Below are 17,523 nucleotides of genomic sequence, written 5' to 3' on the forward strand. Positions count from 1 at the left end.
GCGCCGACACGACAAGGCATTGGTCGGAGAAAAAACTTTCTCCGGTCAAAAAACCCCGCGATCAGTGCTGACGGAAAGGAAAGTATTCGGCGGAAAAACCGGCATCGCTCGCGAAGCGTTGCCAATCGAAATGCGGGCCCGGGTCGGTCTTGCGGCCCGGCGCGACGTCCGAGTGCCCCGCGAATGCGTCGACGGGATAACGTGCGGCGAGCGCGCGCGAGAGCGTGGCGAGCATCGCGTACTGCGCGTCGTCGAACGGCACGTCGTCCGCGCCTTCGAGCTCGATGCCGATCGAGAAATCGTTGCAGCGCGCCCGGCCGAAGAACTCGGACGAGCCCGCGTGCCACGCGCGCTCGTCGCACGACACGAACTGCACGAGCTCGCCGCCGCGGCGGATCAGGAAGTGCGCGGACACGCGCACGCCGCGCAGGTGGCTCTGGTAATAGGGGTGCGCATCGCAGTCGAGGCGGTTCAGGAACAGCGCCTCGATCGCGTCGCCGCCGAATTCGCCGGGCGGCAGGCTGATGTTGTGGACGACCACGAGCGTCGGCACCGCCCCCGTGGGCCGCGCCTCGAAGTTCGGCGACGGCGCATGGCGCGCTTCGCGCACCCAGCCGTTCGCGTCGACCGACAACGGCGGCGCGTCGCTCATCGTGCGTCGTGACCGCTCGCGCGCGCGGCGTGGCGCTGTGCGTGCTCGGCGCTGCAGAAGTATTCGCCGCCCGCGACGACGGCGTCGCCCTTCGGCGCATGCACGCCGCATTCGGCACAGCGCACCATCGGCTCGGGCAGCAATCGCGTGTCGCCGTTCGGGCGCGCAGCGCCGGCACCCGGCGCGCCGCCGTCACCCGCGCCGCGGCCGGTGCGTGCCTGCGCGTGCTCCTGGGCCTGGCGCACCTTGCGCGCGAGCCACGAACCGGCGAAGAAGAGAAGAATCAGGAGAAGAATCTGTCGCATCGTAAACCTGCGGTCAAACCACGGAACGGTGCAGCAGCACCTCGAAAACGAACCGGCTGCCGACATACGCGAGCAGCAGCGCGGCGAACGACACGAGCACCCAGCGCGCGGCGCCGCGCCCGCGCCAGCCCGACGTCTTGCGGGCGACCAGCAGGCCGCCGAACATCAGCCACGACAGGATCGCGAACACGGTCTTGTGGTCGAGCCGCAGCGCGCGCGCGTCGACCTGCTCGCTGAACAGGATGCCCGACGCGAGCGTCAGCGTGAGCAGCACGAAGCCGGCGCCGATCAGGCGGAACAGCAGCTTCTCGAGCGTGAGCAGCGGCGGCAGCGTTTCGAGCCAGCTCGCGATCCAGCCCGTCGAGCCGTCGCGCCCGCCGTTGCGCAGCGACTGCAGGCGCCGCTCGACCATCAGCATCAGGATCGCGTGCAGCGCCGCGATCGCGAACAGGCCGTACGCGATGTTCGCGATCAGGAAGTGCAGCTTGAACAGCGGCGCTGCGGCATAAGGAAGCACCCGCACGCCGCCGAACACCAGCGGCAGCAGCGACGCGCCGCACGCGAGCGGCAGCACCAGCAGGCGCAGGCTGTCGAGCGGGAAGAAAAAGCTCTCGATCCAGTAGATGCCGGCGCCGAGCCAGAACATCGCGGACAGCGCGAACGCGAAGCCGAACACCATCGCGTCGTTCGGAAAAATCGTCATGTGGAGCAGCACGCCGTGCGCGACGAGCGCGGCGAACAGCAGCGCGCGGCCCGCCCCGCTCATCCCGGACGCGGCGGACGCGGGAACCGGCACGGCCGGCACGCTCGCGACGAGCGGCGTCGCGCCCTGGCGGTGCGTGCGCCAGCCTGCGACGGCGAGGCCGCCGTACAGGAATGCGGTGAGGGCATACAGTACAATATCCATGTTCGAAGTTTACACTAGGCCCCCTTCCCGCGACGGCTCCCTTTGTTCGGTTCCGTCGCGCCTTCGGGCCCCACTGTCCATCGCTCCCCATGCTCGACAATCTCACTCAACGGATGGCGCGCGTCGTCAAGACGCTGCGCGGCGAGGCCCGGCTCACCGAGGCGAACACGCAGGAGATGCTCCGCGAGGTGCGTCTCGCGCTGCTGGAAGCCGACGTGTCGCTGCCGGTCGTCCGCGAATTCATCGCCAAGGTCAAGGAAAAGGCGCTCGGCGAAGAAGTGATCAGCAGCCTGTCGCCGGGTCAGGCGCTCGTCGGCGTGGTCCAGAAGGAACTGACCGCCGTGATCGGCGGCGACTATGAAGGCAAGGCCGCCGAGCTGAACCTCGCGGTCACGCCGCCCGCCGTGATCCTGATGGCCGGCCTGCAGGGCGCAGGCAAGACCACGACCGTCGGCAAGCTCGCGAAGCTGTTGCGCGAGAAGTACAAGAAGAAGGTGCTGACCGTGTCGTGCGACGTGTATCGCCCGGCCGCCATCATGCAGTTGAAAACGGTGAGCGAACAGGTCGGCGCCGACTTCTTCCCGTCGACGCCGGACCAGAAGCCCGTCGACATCGCGCTTGCGGCCGTCGACTGGGCGAAGCGCCACTACCATGATGTGCTGATCGTCGACACGGCCGGCCGCCTCGGCATCGACGAGGCGATGATGCAGGAAATCGCCGCGCTGCACAGCACGCTGAAGCCGGCCGAAACGCTGTTCGTCGTCGACGCGATGCTCGGCCAGGATGCGGTCAACACCGCGAAGGCGTTCAACGACACGCTGCCGCTCACGGGCGTCGTGCTGACCAAGCTCGACGGCGATTCGCGCGGCGGCGCCGCGCTGTCGGTGCGCCACATCACGGGCAAGCCGATCAAGTTCGTCGGTGTGGCCGAGAAGCTCGACGGCCTCGAGGTGTTCCACCCCGACCGGATGGCAAACCGGATCCTCGGCATGGGCGACATCCTCGCGCTCGTCGAGGAAGCGCAGCGCGGCGTCGACGTGCAGGCCGCGCAGAAGCTCGCCGACAAGGTCAAGAAAGGCGGCGACTTCGACCTGAACGATTTCCGCGCGCAGATCTCGCAGATGAAGAACATGGGCGGCCTGTCGTCGCTGATGGACAAGCTGCCCGCGCAATTCCAGCAGGCGGCGGCCGGCGCCGACATGGGCCAGGCCGAAAAGCAGATCCGCCGGATGGAAGGGATCATCAGCTCGATGACGCCCGCCGAGCGCGCGAAACCCGAGATCATCAAGGCGACGCGCAAGCGCCGCATTGCGGCCGGCGCGGGCGTGCCGGTGCAGGAAGTCAACCGGATGCTGAACCAGTACGACCAGATGCGTACGATGATGAAGAAGCTGAAGGGCGGCAACATGCAGAAGATGATGCGCGGCCTGAAGGGCATGATGCCCGGCATGCGCTGATTCCGCCCGTCGGCCGGCGCGCGGGTTTTTGCTGTAGCGCGCGCCGTCCGTTCTGCTTCATCCTTATTTGTATACCGACTGCCCGCCACCACACATGAACCGCGAAGAAGCCCTCCACATTTTCGACCACTCCGAAGAGATCGTCTCGGCCGACGCCGTCAACGCATCGATCGCCCGGATGGCCGACGCGATCCGCGCCGAGATCGGCGATGCGTTCCCGCTCGTTCTCTCGGTGATGGGCGGCGCCGCGGTGTTTACCGGGATGCTGCTGCCGCATCTCGATTTCCCGCTCGAATTCGACTACATCCACCTGACCCGCTACCGCAACACGACGCAGGGCAGCCCGGAGATGCACTGGCGCGTCGCGCCGCGCGAGTCGGTGAAGGACCGGATCGTGCTCGTGCTCGACGACATCCTCGACGAAGGCGAAACGATGGCCGCGATCCGCGACCGCATCCTCGACATGGGCGCGCAGCGTTTCATGTCGGCCGTGCTGTGCGAGAAGACGCTCGCGAAGGCGAAACCGCTGCACCCCGACTTCTGCGGCTTCTCGGTACCGGACCGCTACGTGTTCGGCTGCGGGATGGATGCGAAGGGCTACTGGCGCAACCTGCCGACGATCCGCGCGCTGACCGCGAACGTCTGATCGCCGCCCTGCCCGCTATATAAAAAAAGCGGCGCTCCGGTTTCCCGGAGCGCCGCTTTTTTTCGTGCCCGCGCCGCCCTACAGCTGGTGCACGAACGCGCGGATGCCGGCCAGCAGCATCTCGACCGAAATCGCGACGAGCACGAGGCCCATCAGCCGCTCGAACGCCGCGACCGTCCGCTCGCCGAGCCACTGCTGGATCCTTTCGGCCAATACCAGCGTGACCGCGCAGACGAGCATCGTGACCGTCAGCGCGCCGACCCACTCGAACATCTTGCCCGGCGCCTGCGACGTCAGCAGCATCACTGTCGCGAGCGCCGACGGCCCGGCGAGTGCCGGAATCGCGAGCGGCACGATGAACGGTTCGCCGCCCGCGCGCGGATCGCTGCCGAGCGCGCCGTCCGGATGCGGGAAGATCATCCGCAGTGCGATCAGGAACAACACGATCCCGCCGCCGAGCCGCAACGACAGGTCGGTAAGGCTCATCATCCGCAGGAAGCGGTCGCCGACCACCATGAAGAACAGCAGGATCACGAACGCGATCCCCACTTCACGCAGGATCAGCTTCACGCGCCGCTCGCGCGGCACGTCCCGCATCGCCGAAATGAACAGCGGAATGTTGCCGAGCGGATCGGTGATCAGCACGAGGAGCACGGTGGCCGACAGGAACGTGTATTCCATCGTGTCCCCCGGTCGCCGCGCTTAGTGCGCGAGCGCGGCGCGGATCTTCTCCGCGACCGTCGCCGCAGCCGCGTCGGCCGGCAGCAGCGTCGCTTCGGCGTCGCGGCGGCCCTGGTACTCGATCTTGCCTTCCTTCAGGCCGCGCTCGCCGATCACGAGGCGATGCGGCACGCCGATCAGCTCCCAGTCGGCGAACATCACGCCCGGGCGCTCGCCGCGGTCGTCGAGGATCACGTCGATGCCGGCCGCGGCGAGTTCCGCGTACAGCTTGTCGGCGGTCTCGCGCACCATTTCGCTGCGGTCATAGCCCATCGGACACAGCACGACCTCGAACGGCGCGATCGACTCCGGCCAGATGATGCCGCGATCGTCGAAGTTCTGTTCGATCGCCGCGCCGAGAATGCGCGTGACGCCGACGCCGTAGCAGCCCATCAGCATCGGCTGCGGCTTGCCCGATTCGTCGAGGAACGTCGCGCCCATCGCTTCCGAGTACTTGGTGCCGAGCTGGAACACGTGGCCGACCTCGATGCCGCGGCAGATGTCGATCACGCCCTTGCCGTCCGGCGACGGGTCGCCCTTCTGCACGTTGCGCACGTCGGCAACGTCCGGCTCCGGCAGGTCGCGGCCCCAGTTCACGCCCGCGATGTGATAGTCGACCTCGTTCGCGCCGACGACGAAGTCGCTCATGTTCGCGACCGTGCGGTCCGCGATCACCTTCACGGGCTTCTTCGTGCCGACCGGGCCGAGGTAGCCCGGCGGCGTGCCGAACCACTCGACGATTTCCTGCTCGGTCGCGAAGCGGTGGTTCTTCAGGCCCGGCAGCTTCGACACCTTGATCTCGTTCAGGTCGTGGTCGCCGCGCAGCATCACGAGCCAGATGGTCGGCTCGGTGCCTTCGTTGTCGGTCGCGAGCACGATCGACTTGATCGTGCGCTCGAGCGGGATGGCCAGCAGTTCGGCGACGGCTTCGCATTTCGCCTTGCCCGGCGTCGCGACCTTTTCCATCGCTTCAGCCGGCGCCGCGCGCTCGGCAATCAGCGGCAGCGCTTCGGCCGCCTCGATGTTCGCCGCGAACTCGGACGTCGGGCAGTAGGCGATCGCGTCCTCGCCGGTGTCGGCGATCACGTGGAACTCGTGCGAGAAGTTGCCGCCGATCGAGCCGCTGTCGGCCGCGACCGCGCGGAATTCGAGGCCGAGGCGCGTGAAGATGCGCACGTACGCGTCGTACATCTTGCGATACGACTCGTTCAGACCGGCCGCATCCTTGTCGAACGAATACGCGTCCTTCATGATGAATTCGCGGCCGCGCATCACGCCGAAGCGCGGACGGATCTCGTCGCGGAACTTCGTCTGGATCTGGTAGAAGTTCACCGGCATCTGCCGGTAGCTCTTGATCTGGTTGCGCGCGATGTCGGTGACAACTTCCTCGTGCGTCGGCCCGATCACGAAATCGTTGTCCTTGCGGTCCTTGAAGCGCAGCAGCTCGGGGCCGTACTGTTCCCAGCGGCCCGATTCCTGCCACAGCTCGGCCGGCTGCACGGCCGGCATCAACAGCTCGATGGCGCCCGCCCGGTTCATTTCCTCGCGCACGATCGCCTCGACCTTGCGAATCGAACGCAGGCCGACCGGCAGGTAGTTATAGATGCCGCCGGCGACGCGGCGGATCATGCCGGCGCGTACCATCAGCTTGTGGCTGACGATCTCTGCGTCGGCGGGTGCTTCTTTCAGGGTGCCGATAAAGAAACGGGAAGCTTTCATGCGGACGGTTCCAAAAACGGCGCCCCCAGGCGGGGCGCCCGAAAAAGTTTCAAGGTGAAAAAGCTGCGCGCGACGAACGACGATGGCGCAGATGACGTAGCAGACTAATCAGGGACAATTCAGCCGGTGCGCCCCGCGCGGATTCGCTCCGTCACGGTGCGCAGCGCCCGTTATCTGTTTATAATCAAAGCAATTTTAAAGGATTCGAAGGTGGTTGTATGCTGGATCGTGAAGGCTTTCGCCCGAACGTCGGCATCATCCTCTTGAACGCGCGCAACGAGGTGTTTTGGGGCAAGCGGCTCCGCGAGCACTCCTGGCAGTTTCCTCAAGGTGGGATCAAGTACGGCGAGACCCCCATGCAGGCGATGTACCGGGAACTGCACGAGGAAACGGGCCTGCATCCGGAACACGTCAAGATAATCGGCCGCACTCGCGACTGGTTGCGTTACGAGGTGCCTGACAAGTTCATCAAACGCGAAGTACGCGGTCATTACCGCGGCCAGAAGCAGATCTGGTTCCTGCTGCGGATGGTTGGACGCGATTGCGACATTTGCTTGCGCGCGACCGATCACCCGGAGTTCGATGCGTGGCGCTGGAACGAGTACTGGGTGCCGCTCGATGCGGTGATCGAGTTCAAGCGGGATGTCTATCAGTTGGCGCTGACGGAACTGTCGCGCTTCCTGCGCCGCCCGGCGCAGCGAGCCGAAAAGCCGCGCGGGCCGCGTCTGTCGCGCTATCCGCGCGTCATCGGCGCACAGGCCCAGCAGACGTTGACGATTGTCGACACATCGGTAGTCTGTTCGGAGATCGAAGTGGAAGCGGGCACGCTCGACGAGATGCCGCCCCACGTGATCGTCGGCAAATGACGAGTCGGACTGCATGACCGGGCGCGACCTTGGTGTCGCGCCCTTTTTTTACGAGGAATGCATATTGAAAGCGATTGCTCTCGCGCTCGCATCGATTGCCGCAGCGGCCATGCTGGCCGGTTGCGCGAATTCGAAGACGCCGACCAACAAGGATGACAGCGAGTTCGTGTATCTGCTGGACCGCCAGGGCACCTGGAAGGAAAACGCGGTCGACACGCTGCCGCCGCTGCCGCAGACGGGCGACCTGCTGCCGTTCAACGTATCGCAGAACACGCCGCTCAAGTTCTTCGTCGACGCGAAGTCGCTCGCGGTCGGCACCGATGGCGTCGTGCGCTACGCCGTCGTCGTCACGAGCCCGGCCGGCGCGCGCAATGTGAACTACGAAGGCATCCGCTGCGACACCTACGAATGGCGGCAGTACGCCGGCCTGAATGCGGAACACGACGGCTGGGACCGCACGGTCGAGAACGACTGGCGGCGCATCGAGAACGGCGAACTGAATGCGTACCACTCGTCGCTCTATCAGGACTACTTCTGCGCGAACAAGATGCCGCAAGGCTCGACCAAACAGATCCTGGAGAACATCCGGTTTCACCGCACCGCGATGAGCCAGCTGCGCTGACGGTACGCGGCACGAGCCGCCTGCTCCGTCCTGCACCATGCAAAAAGCCCGCATCACGCGGGCTTTTTATTTGGCTGCCGGATCCGGAGCGGACAGTCACACCAGCACGAGGTTGTCGCGATGGATCAGTTCAGGCTCCAGCATGTATCCGAGCACGGTCTCGATCTCGCCGCTCGGCTTGCGCTGAATCAGCTTCGTTTCCGCGCTGCTGTAGTTCGTGAGCCCACGCGCCACTTCGCGCCCGTCGGGGCCGACACACGCGATCACCTCGCCGCGCGCGAACGCACCCTGCACGCCGGTCACGCCGATCGGCAGCAGGCTCTTGCCGCCGGCCGTCAGTTTCTCGACCGCGCCGGCATCGATCACGACATGGCCGCGCACCTGCAGGTGATCGGCCATCCATTGCTTGCGCGCCGCCATCCGCGCGGTACGTGCGATCAGTTGCGTGCCGATCGCCTCGCCGGCCGCCAGACGCACGAGCACGTCGGACTCCCGACCGCTCGCGATCACGGTGTTCGCGCCGCTGTGCGCCGCACGCTTCGCCGCGAGAATCTTCGTCAGCATCCCGCCGCGGCCGAGGCTCGAGCCCGCACCGCCCGCCATCGCCTCGAGTTCCGGCGCACCGGCATTGGCCTCGGCGACGAGCGTCGCGTTCGGATCCTTGCGCGGATCGGCCGTGAACAGCCCCGACTGGTCGGTCAGGATGATCAGTGCATCGCCTTCGATCAGGTTCGCGACGAGCGCACCGAGCGTGTCGTTGTCGCCGAACTTGATTTCGTCGGTAACGACCGTGTCGTTCTCGTTGATGATCGGCACGACGCCGAGCCGCAGCAGCGTGAGCAGCGTCGAACGCGCATTCAGGTAACGTTCGCGGTCCGCCAGGTCGGCGTGCGTGAGCAGGATCTGCGCGGTGCGGATGTCGTGTTCGGTGAAACGGCTCTCATACACCTGCGCGAGCCCCATCTGGCCGACTGCGGCGGCGGCCTGCAGCTCGTCGATTTCGCGCGGCCGCTTGCTCCAGCCGAGCCGCTGCATCCCTTCGGCAATCGCGCCCGAACTGACGAGCACGACTTCCTTGCCCTGAGCGCGCAGCGCGGCAATCTGGGCAGCCCAGCGGCCGATTGCAGCATGATCGAGCCCTTTGCCGTCGTTGGTCACGAGGCTGGAGCCCACCTTCACCACCAATCGCTTCGAATCCGCGATGATCGAACGCATCCTGCACTGCCTCCTGTATCTGATGCCTGCCCGGCCGGGCGCGATTGAACACCGACGCCGGGCGGCACGCCCGGCACGTTCCGGAACCGCTCAGGCGTCGTCGCCCGGCACTGCACCGCCGTTCGCAGGCGGCGCATCGCGGAAACGCACGTCCGCCGCGAGATCTTCCGCTTCCGCCGCGCGATGCGCGTCCGAATGCTCGGACAGGTAATCGTAGATCGCGTAGCACAGCGCTTCGCAGCCCTGCCCCGTCAGCGCCGAAATCTCGAACACGGGGCCGTCCCAACCGAAGCGGTCGAGGAAATCCGCGACGCGCGCCTCGCGCTCGTCTTCCGGCACCATGTCGAGCTTGTTGAGCACGAGCCAGCGCGGCTTCTCGTAGAGCGCCTCGTCGTACTTGCGCAGCTCGCCGACGATCGCGGTCGCTTCCGCGACCGGATCGACGCTTTCGTCGAACGGGGCGAGATCGACAAGATGCAGCAGCACGCCGGTGCGCTGCAGGTGACGCAGGAACTGATGCCCGAGGCCCGCGCCTTCGGCTGCGCCCTCGATCAGCCCCGGGATGTCGGCGATCACGAAGCTCTTGCTCGGGCCGACGCGCACCACGCCGAGATTCGGCGCGAGCGTCGTGAACGGGTAGTCGGCGATCTTCGGCCTCGCGTTCGACACCGACGAGATGAACGTCGACTTGCCCGCGTTCGGCATGCCGAGCAGGCCGACATCGGCGAGCACCTTCAGCTCGAGCTTCAGCATGCGCCGCTCGCCGGGCTTGCCGTCCGTCTTCTGACGCGGCGCGCGGTTCGTGCTCGACTTGAAATGCAGGTTGCCGAGGCCGCCGGCGCCACCCTGTGCGAGCATCACCTGCTGGTCATGCTCGGTCAGGTCGGCGATCAGCTCGCCGGTATCCATGTCGCTGATGATCGTGCCGACCGGCATGCGCAGCGTGACGTCGTCGCCGCCCTTGCCGTAGCAATCCGAGCCGCGACCGTTTTCGCCATTGCGCGCCAGGTGCTTCTTCGCGTAACGGTAGTCGATCAGCGTGTTGATGTTGCGGTCGGCGATCGCGTAGACGCTACCGCCCCGGCCGCCGTCGCCGCCGTCCGGCCCGCCGAACGGGACGAATTTCTCGCGGCGCATCGACGCGCTGCCATCGCCTCCGTCGCCGGCGATGACTTCGATTCGTGCTTCGTCAATGAACTTCATTCGTCACTCCGCCCAGTATTTCCGCTATTGTGCCGCGCGCCGGCGCGCTTGAACAATCTGCCGTTCGGCCGATCGTACGCCGGTTGCACGACGGTCGCCGGAACGCACATGCGCCCGGCGGCCAAATAAAAAAGGCCCCGCGAAGACTGCGGGGCCTTTCGGCTCGAAGCCCGTGGGTGCCTGAACTTAGGCAGCCGCCGGGACGACGATGACCAGATGCTTCTTGTCCGCGCCCTTGGTCGCGAACTTCACGTGACCGTCGACCAGCGCGAACAGGGTGTGATCCTTGCCCATGCCGACGTTCTCGCCTGCGTGCATGCGCGTGCCGCGCTGACGCACGATGATGCCGCCGGCATTGATTGCCTGGCCGCCGTACACCTTCACGCCGAGACGTTTCGACTCGGAGTCGCGGCCGTTCCGGGAAGAGCCGCCTGCCTTTTTGTGTGCCATCTGATTGCTCCTTAACCGAGGCGCTTACGCGTTGATCGCGTCGATGCGCAGCTCAGTGTAGTTCTGGCGGTGGCCGCCGTGCTTTTGGTAGTGCTTCCGGCGACGCATCTTGAAGATGGTGACCTTGGCGTGACGACCGTGCGACACAACGGTGGCCTTGACGGAAGCCCCACTGACCAGCGGCGTACCGAACTTAATCGATTCGCCTTCGCCCACTGCGAGAACCTGGTCGAGCGTGATTTCAGCGTCAATGTCAGCCGGTATCTGTTCTACTTTGAGTTTTTCGCCAACGGCAACCTTGTACTGCTTGCCGCCGGTTTTTATGACCGCGTACATTGAGAACCTCACTCTGGATCCAATTTCTCCGCACACCACGCGCGGAAAACGCGTGATTATACATGGGGTTAGCACCGAAGTCAAAACCGATCGACGATTGCCGCGCAGCGGCCTCGGCCGGACGGCCAAAATCGCTGCTGCGGCACGTCCGACAGACCGGGATATCTCGGATTCGACTTATAATCCGCGGCATCACCCAATTCCATCATCATGTCGTCGTCCACCGCCTCCCCCACCCTCAGCGCCGCCCACCTGCTCGCTCCGATCACCAGCGACATGGAGCAGGTGAATCGCGTTATCCGGCAAAGCCTCGCGTCCGACGTGCTGCTGATCAACCAGATCGCCGAGTACATCATCGGCGCGGGCGGCAAGCGGCTGCGTCCGGCGTTGCTGCTGCTCGTCGCCGGCGCGCTCGGCGAGACGTCGCACCAGCGGCACGTGCTGGCCGCCGTCGTCGAGTTCATCCATACGGCCACGCTGCTGCATGACGACGTCGTCGACGAATCCGAGCTGCGCCGCGGCCGCCAGACCGCCAACGCGCTGTTCGGCAACGCGGCGAGCGTGCTGGTAGGCGATTACCTCTATTCGCGCTCGTTCGAAATGATGGTCGGCGTCGGCAAGATGCGCGTGATGGAGATCCTGTCCGAAGCGACGACGATCATTTCCGAAGGCGAGGTGCTGCAGCTCCTCAACATGCACGACGCGGACGTCGACGAAACGCGCTACATGCAGGTGATCCGCTACAAGACGGCCAAGCTGTTCGAGGCGTCGGCGCGCCTGGGCGCGGTGCTCGCCGGCGCCGATGCGCCGACCGAAGCCGCCGCCGCCGAATACGGCCGCCGGATCGGCACCGCGTTCCAGATCATGGACGACTGGCTCGACTACGCGGGCACCGTCGAGGCGATGGGCAAGAATGCCGGCGACGACCTGCGCGAAGGCAAGCCGACGCTGCCGCTCATCTACTTGATCGAACGCGGCACGCCGGAACAGTCGGCGCTTGCACGCGAGGCGATCGAACAGGGCGGCACCGATCGCTTCGACACGATTTTCGAAGCGATCACGCGTTCGGGCGCACTGGATCACACGCTCGAATGCGCACGCCAGGAAGCGCAGGCGGCAGCGGCAGCGATCGCCGCGTTCCCCGATTCGATCTATAAGGAGAGCCTGCTCGCGCTGTGCTCGTACTCGACGTCGCGGCAGTCGTAAACGCATTGCGTGCGTCGTCGCCACTGCTGCGACGACGCACGTTCGACACGGTGCGATTCCCCCGTCTCGAAAAATTTCTTCGCCAAGGCATTCCATTTTCGAAGAAACGTCGTTATAGTTATGTTCTTGCTCGACGACGCAGCGGTCTTGAAGAAGACTGCGAAATCGGAAGAGTCCAAATCGGGGTGTAGCTTAGCCTGGTAGAGCGCTACGTTCGGGACGTAGAGGCCGGAGGTTCGAATCCTCTCACCCCGACCAGGTTTGTAAAAAACCGTGCACTGCGTGCACGGTTTTTTTTCGTCCGGCCGTTGCGGGCCCATCGTGTCGCGCACGACACATCGCGGTCGCCGGCCTCTGCTATATTCCCTCCATCCCTGTCCTTCACTGCCCTTTCCGACGCGTGGACCAAATTCCCTTATGGGCGCAAATCGGCGCCGTCTTCCTGCTTCTCCTCTGTTCCAGCTTCTTCTCCATTTCCGAGACCGCGATGATGGCGCTCAATCGCCATCGGCTGAAGCATCTCGCCGGCCAGGGCGCACTCGGCGCGAAGACCACCCAGGGGCTTCTCACGCGTACTGACCTGCTGCTCAGCGTGATCCTGATCGGCAACAACCTGTTCAACACGATCATCCCGGTCCTGACGACGTCGCTCGCGCTCCATACGTTCGGCCGCAACAATCTCGCGCTGTCGATCGCGACCGGCATCGTCGCGTTCCTGATCATCGTGTTCGCGGAGATCGCGCCGAAGATCGTCGGCGCGACCTTCCCCGAACGCATCGCCCTGCCCGCGAGCCTCGTGATCGCGCCGCTGATGCGCGTGTTCAAGCCGGTCGTCTGGTTCGTCAACGCGCTCGCGAACGGCGTGCTGTGGGTGCTGCGCATCAACACGAAGAAGGGTCGCGACCAGCGGATGTCGGCCGACGAACTGCGGGCCATCGTGCTCGAGTCGAGCAGCTTCATGCCGACCAAGCACCGCAGCATCCTGCTCAACCTGTTCGACCTCGAGAACATCACGGTCGACGACGTGATGGTGCCGCGCCGCCAGATCGAATCGCTCAACTTCCATGCGCCGCTCGACGACGTCCTGCACCAGCTCGAAACCTGCTATCACAATCGGCTTGTCGTCTACGAAGGCGACATCGACAAGGTGCTCGGCGTGCTGCACGTGCGCAAGACGCTGACCGCGCTGCACAACCAGGAGTTCGACCGCGAAACGCTGCGCTCGCTGCTCGCCGAGCCGTACTACGTGCCGTCGGGCACGCCGGTGGTTCAGCAACTCCAGTATTTCCAGGAGACCCGGCAGCGGACCGCGCTCGTCGTCAACGAATACGGCGAGCTCGAAGGGCTCGTCACGCCCGAAGACATCATCGAGGAGCTGATCGGCGAATTCACGACGTCGATGCCGCGCAGCGAACGCGCGGGCGGCTGGGACGAGAACGGCGAATGCATCGTCACGGCCGGCATGCCGCTGCGCGAACTGAACCGCTGGCTGCACCTGAAGCTGCCGACCGACGGGCCAAAGACGCTGAACGGGCTGATTCTCGAAACCCTCGAAGAAATTCCGGAAGACGACGTGTGCCTGAAAATCGGCGACGTGATGCTCGAGGTGATGCGCAGCGACGACCAGGCCGTGCGCACCGTCAAGCTCTTCAAGCCGCGCGGCACGCGCACCGCACGCACCGCATTACGCTAGCCGAACGGCCGACTGCCGGCACCGCCCGCAATGCGCGACCATCTGCAGGTCACGTTCAACAGGCGGCCGACGCGCCGGCTCACATGCATTTCCCTCCTCCCGGGGCGCCGCTGCGCACGCAGCAGCCGCCCGCCCACTCCGATGCGTCGCCCGCCGCCGCACCACACGCGCTCGACGCGGCCCAGCTCGACGACGCACCGGCCGTACGGCTGCTGACCGACACGCTTCACGCGGCACGCGTGCGCGACGCATCCGACATCCACGTCGAACCGTTCGAAGCCGGCTGGCGCATCCGCCTGCGCATCGACGGCGTGCTGCACGAACATGCGCGGCCGCCGTTACACCTGCGCGACGCGCTCGTCACGCGGATCAAGGTCCTCGCGCGCATGGACATCGCCGAACGACGGCTGCCGCAGGACGGCAGGCTGCGCATCGCGATCGACGGCGGCACGCGCGGCGACTACCGCGTCAGTTCGCTGCCCACGCTGTTCGGCGAAAAGCTCGTGCTGCGTCGCCTCGAAACGCTGCCGCCCGATCTGACGCTCGCCCGCCTCGGCTTCGACGCGCAGCAGGCAGCAGCGATGGAAGCCGCAATACGCGCACCGCACGGCCTCGTGCTCGTCACGGGCCCGACCGGCAGCGGCAAGACGCTGTCGCTCTACTGCGCGCTGCAGATGCTCGATCGCGACGCGCACAACGTCTGCACGGTCGAGGATCCCGCCGAGATCCAGCTCGACGGGATCAGCCAGGTCGGTGTCGCCGAAAAGGCTGGGCTCACGTTCGCGACGGCGCTGCGCGCGCTGCTGCGACAGGATCCGGACATCATCATGGTCGGCGAGATTCGCGATGCGGAGACGGCCGACGTCGCGATCAAGGCCGCGCAGACCGGCCATCTCGTGCTGTCGACGCTGCACACGAACGACGCGCCGGCCGCCGTCGCGAGGCTGCTCGACATCGGCGTCGCGCCGTACAACCTCGCGGCCGCGCTGCACCTCGTCACCGCGCAGCGCCTCGTCCGGCGCTTGTGCGTCGCGTGCCGCATGCACTCGGACGCACCGGCGCGCGTGCTGCGTGAAGCCGGCTGCGACGCGGCGGCCCTGGCAGCCGGATGGCGGCCGTTCGTCGCGCGCGGCTGTTCCGCGTGTCACGGTATCGGCTATCGCGGCCGCATCGGCCTGCATCAGACGATGCCGGTATCGCCCGCGCTGACGGAACGCATCGTCGCGCGGGCGAGCGTCGGCGAACTCGCGCAATGCGCGGCGGCCGAAGGCGTGCGCAATCTGCGCGACGCGGCCTTCGCGCGCGTCCGGGACGGCACGACGAGCATCGCGGAAGCCGTCGCCGCGACACCGGTGGCCTGAGCATGCGCACACCACCGCGCGAAACCCGCTTCGCGTGGCGCGGCCGCCGCCGTGACGGCACGCCACGCGGCGGGACCGTCATCGCCTTCGACGCCGCGGCTGCGCGCGCCGCGCTCGCGCGCGACGGCATCGCGGTGCTGTCGCTCGACGTCCGCGGGCCGGCCCGGCCGCCGACGGCCGGCGCGCGCGACATCACGCGTTTCACGCGCCAGCTCGCGAGCCTGCTGCAGGCCGGGCTGCCGCTCGCGCCGTCGCTCGAGATGCTCGCGCGCACGCGCACGCGCGACGGCGTGCCGCGCATCGCCGCGGGTCTCGCCCGCGAGATCGTCGGCGGGCAGCGCTTCGCCGATGCGCTCGCCCGCTATCCCGCGCAGTTCGGCACGCTGTATCGCCAGCTGATCGAGGTCGGCGAAGCGTCCGGCTCGCTCGGCATCGTGCTGACACGGGTCGCGGAACACCGCGAGCGCGCCGACGCGCAGTGGCGCAAGCTGCGTGCCGCGCTCGCGTATCCGGCAGCCGTCATCCTGTTCGCGCTCGCGATCTCGGCTGCGTTGATGGTGTGGGTCGTGCCGACGTTCCGGCAGATCTTCGACGGATTCGGCACCGCACTGCCGGCGCCGACCCGCGCACTGCTTGCGCTGTCCTCCGCGCTGTCGGCGTGGGGCGGCGTGCTCGTGGCCGTTGCCGCGGCAACGGGGCTTGCCGCTCATCACGCGCTTCGGCGCTCGGCGCCGCTGCGCCATGCGCTCGCGCGACGCCTGCTGCACGCCCCGCTCGCAGGCAGCGCGCTCACGCGGTTCGCAGCCGCACGCTGGTGCCGCTCGCTTGCGACGCTGCTCGGCGCCGGCGTGCCGCTCGCCGATGCCTTCGCCACACTCGAGCGCACGGCCGGCCATCCGGTGTTCGAGCGGGCCACCGCGCACATCGCGGCACGCGTGCTGCGCGGCGCGCGTCTCGCCGACGCGATGCAGTCGGCTGGCTGCTTTCCGGACGACGTCGTGCAGCCGATCGCCGTCGCCGAGGAGACCGGCACGCTCGACACGATGCTCACCGACCTCGCCGCGCTGTGCGAACGCCAGCTCGACGCGCGTCTCGATACGCTCGCGGCGCTCGGCGAACCGCTGATCGTCGTCGTACTGGGTGCACTCGTCGGCGGCCTCGTGATCGCGATGTACCTGCCCATCCTTCAGCTCGGCAACGTGGTGTAGCATCGCAACCGATTCTGTCGCCTTTTAGTCCGAACCTTGAGCCTCATGACGCCAGCCCCCCTGTCCGCCGTTCCCGATTCGCCCGAGAGCACGCTGCTCGCGCTGGCGATGCTGCCGCCCGCGTTGCAGTATGCGTTCGCGGTCGTCATCGGCCTTTGCGTCGGCAGCTTCCTGAACGTGGTCGTGCACCGGCTGCCCGTGATGATGCAGCGCGCATGGCAGGCCGAGATCGCCGAAGCAACCGGCAACGCCACCACCGCCCCCGACGACGGTTATCCGCCGCGCTACGATCTGTGGCACCCGCGCAGCGCATGTCCGCATTGCGGCCACGTGCTGCGCGCATGGGAAAACATCCCGCTCTTCAGCTACCTGATATTGCGCGGACGCTGCCGCCGCTGCGGCCACGCGATCGGCATCCGTTATCCGCTCGTCGAACTCGCGTGCGCGCTGCTCGCCGCCGGCTCGCTCGCCGCGTTCGGCCCGACCGTCGCGGCGCTTGCCGCCTTCGCGCTGTGCACCGCGCTGCTGGCGATGAGCGCGATCGATATCCGCACCGGCTACCTGCCCGATTCGATGACGCTGCCGCTCCTGTGGGCCGGGCTCGTGCTGAACCTCGGCGGCACGTTCACGTCGCTACGCTCCGCCGTGATCGGCGCAATGGCGGGCTACCTGTTCCTGTGGTCGATCTACTGGCTGTTCAAGTGGTTGCGCGGCATCGAGGGCATCGGCTTCGGCGACCTGAAGCTGCTCGCTGCGCTCGGCGCATGGATGGGGTGGGCCGCACTACCGCAGGTCGTGCTGTTCGCCGCGGTGACGGGCGCGATCGTCGGGCTCGTCGCGACCTGGCGCGGCCGCATGCGCTTCGAGGAGCCGATTCCGTTCGGCCCGTTCCTCGCGGCGGGCGGCGTCGCGACGCTGTTTTTCGGCACCCCTTTCTACGCGGCGCTCGGAGGCTGA

The 17,523-nt window shown here is 66.6% G+C and carries 18 protein-coding genes and 1 tRNA gene; 10 read left to right on the forward strand and 9 right to left on the reverse strand.

Features of this window, described 5'->3' with window-relative positions; genetic code table 11:
* Nucleotides 1-61: 61 nt before the first annotated feature.
* The 3 genes from ampD to ACPUER_RS13845 are packed head-to-tail and all read right to left on the reverse strand — an operon-like array spanning nt 62 to nt 1,864.
* The gene (gene ampD / locus ACPUER_RS13835; protein WP_175963120.1) at nt 62-652 is read right to left on the reverse strand and encodes a 1,6-anhydro-N-acetylmuramyl-L-alanine amidase AmpD; all 591 of its coding nucleotides are present in this window, start codon (nt 650-652) and stop codon (nt 62-64) included.
* Nucleotides 649-957, reverse strand: coding sequence for a PP0621 family protein (locus tag ACPUER_RS13840; RefSeq protein ID WP_425131389.1), 309 nt, complete (start codon nt 955-957; stop codon nt 649-651). The genes ampD and ACPUER_RS13840 overlap by 4 nt, the downstream gene beginning before the upstream one ends.
* A 13-nt stretch (nt 958-970) precedes the next feature.
* On the reverse strand, nt 971-1,864 hold the full coding sequence (locus ACPUER_RS13845) for a cytochrome C assembly family protein (protein ID WP_034182665.1): 894 nt from the start codon (nt 1,862-1,864) through the stop codon (nt 971-973).
* An 89-nt stretch (nt 1,865-1,953) separates the two neighbouring features.
* Between ACPUER_RS13845 and ffh the strand changes: the two genes are divergently transcribed.
* Together ffh and ACPUER_RS13855 are read left to right on the forward strand one after the other, a co-directional pair.
* Nucleotides 1,954-3,321 (forward strand): signal recognition particle protein, encoded by a 1,368-nt coding sequence (ffh, locus tag ACPUER_RS13850; protein WP_034182664.1) that lies wholly within the window; start codon nt 1,954-1,956, stop codon nt 3,319-3,321.
* Nucleotides 3,322-3,415: 94 nt separating this feature from the next.
* A complete protein-coding gene (locus ACPUER_RS13855) occupies nt 3,416-3,967 on the forward strand; it encodes a hypoxanthine-guanine phosphoribosyltransferase (RefSeq protein ID WP_034182663.1) in 552 nt (183 codons plus the stop codon).
* Nucleotides 3,968-4,045: 78 nt separating this feature from the next.
* Here the strand turns inward: ACPUER_RS13855 and ACPUER_RS13860 are convergent, their stop codons facing one another.
* Together ACPUER_RS13860 and ACPUER_RS13865 are read right to left on the reverse strand one after the other, a co-directional pair.
* Nucleotides 4,046-4,648: a MarC family protein gene (locus ACPUER_RS13860; RefSeq protein ID WP_111015362.1), complete on the reverse strand. Its 603-nt coding sequence runs from the start codon at nt 4,646-4,648 to the stop codon at nt 4,046-4,048.
* Nucleotides 4,649-4,669: 21 nt separating this feature from the next.
* A complete protein-coding gene (locus tag ACPUER_RS13865; protein ID WP_425131390.1) occupies nt 4,670-6,406 on the reverse strand; it encodes a proline--tRNA ligase in 1,737 nt (578 codons plus the stop codon).
* Nucleotides 6,407-6,624: 218 nt separating this feature from the next.
* On the opposite strand from ACPUER_RS13865, the gene ACPUER_RS13870 reads away from it, so the two are divergent.
* Together ACPUER_RS13870 and ACPUER_RS13875 are read left to right on the forward strand one after the other, a co-directional pair.
* On the forward strand, nt 6,625-7,272 hold the full coding sequence (locus ACPUER_RS13870) for an RNA pyrophosphohydrolase (RefSeq protein WP_034182660.1): 648 nt from the start codon (nt 6,625-6,627) through the stop codon (nt 7,270-7,272).
* Nucleotides 7,273-7,285: 13 nt separating this feature from the next.
* Nucleotides 7,286-7,894 carry a CNP1-like family protein gene (locus tag ACPUER_RS13875; RefSeq protein ID WP_175963124.1) on the forward strand — a complete coding sequence of 203 codons (609 nt, stop codon included), beginning with the start codon at nt 7,286-7,288 and terminating at the stop codon, nt 7,892-7,894.
* 96 nt (nt 7,895-7,990) lie between these two features.
* Here ACPUER_RS13875 and proB read toward each other — a convergent pair whose 3' ends face one another.
* The 4 genes from proB to rplU form a co-directional block, all read right to left on the reverse strand.
* On the reverse strand, nt 7,991-9,109 hold the full coding sequence (gene proB / locus ACPUER_RS13880) for a glutamate 5-kinase (protein ID WP_034182658.1): 1,119 nt from the start codon (nt 9,107-9,109) through the stop codon (nt 7,991-7,993).
* A gap of 90 nt (nt 9,110-9,199) precedes the next feature.
* The gene (gene obgE, locus ACPUER_RS13885; protein ID WP_111015366.1) at nt 9,200-10,312 is read right to left on the reverse strand and encodes a GTPase ObgE; all 1,113 of its coding nucleotides are present in this window, start codon (nt 10,310-10,312) and stop codon (nt 9,200-9,202) included.
* A gap of 186 nt (nt 10,313-10,498) precedes the next feature.
* Complete coding sequence (rpmA, locus tag ACPUER_RS13890; protein ID WP_006476999.1) at nt 10,499-10,762, reverse strand: 50S ribosomal protein L27; 264 nt, start codon at nt 10,760-10,762, stop codon at nt 10,499-10,501.
* Between the two features lie 24 nt (nt 10,763-10,786).
* Nucleotides 10,787-11,098, reverse strand: a complete 312-nt coding sequence (rplU, locus tag ACPUER_RS13895; protein ID WP_006025184.1) for a 50S ribosomal protein L21 — start codon at nt 11,096-11,098, stop codon at nt 10,787-10,789.
* Between the two features lie 210 nt (nt 11,099-11,308).
* Between rplU and ACPUER_RS13900 the strand changes: the two genes are divergently transcribed.
* The 6 genes from ACPUER_RS13900 to ACPUER_RS13925 all read left to right on the forward strand — a co-directional run bounded on the left by ACPUER_RS13900 (nt 11,309) and on the right by ACPUER_RS13925 (nt 17,523).
* Complete coding sequence (locus ACPUER_RS13900; RefSeq protein ID WP_034182656.1) at nt 11,309-12,304, forward strand: polyprenyl synthetase family protein; 996 nt, start codon at nt 11,309-11,311, stop codon at nt 12,302-12,304.
* 181 nt (nt 12,305-12,485) lie between these two features.
* Nucleotides 12,486-12,562, forward strand: a tRNA-Pro gene (locus ACPUER_RS13905).
* A 142-nt stretch (nt 12,563-12,704) separates the two neighbouring features.
* Nucleotides 12,705-13,997, forward strand: a complete 1,293-nt coding sequence (locus ACPUER_RS13910; RefSeq protein ID WP_310138442.1) for an HlyC/CorC family transporter — start codon at nt 12,705-12,707, stop codon at nt 13,995-13,997.
* Between the two features lie 83 nt (nt 13,998-14,080).
* On the forward strand, nt 14,081-15,358 hold the full coding sequence (locus ACPUER_RS13915) for an ATPase, T2SS/T4P/T4SS family (RefSeq protein WP_310138445.1): 1,278 nt from the start codon (nt 14,081-14,083) through the stop codon (nt 15,356-15,358).
* Between the two features lie 2 nt (nt 15,359-15,360).
* A complete protein-coding gene (locus ACPUER_RS13920; protein WP_310138447.1) occupies nt 15,361-16,566 on the forward strand; it encodes a type II secretion system F family protein in 1,206 nt (401 codons plus the stop codon).
* A gap of 45 nt (nt 16,567-16,611) precedes the next feature.
* Nucleotides 16,612-17,523, forward strand: coding sequence for a prepilin peptidase (locus tag ACPUER_RS13925; protein WP_175963128.1), 912 nt, complete (start codon nt 16,612-16,614; stop codon nt 17,521-17,523).

It is taken from the genome of Burkholderia sp. DN3021 (assembly GCF_049805555.1).
Taxonomy (GTDB): Bacteria; Pseudomonadota; Gammaproteobacteria; order Burkholderiales; family Burkholderiaceae; genus Burkholderia; species Burkholderia pyrrocinia_C.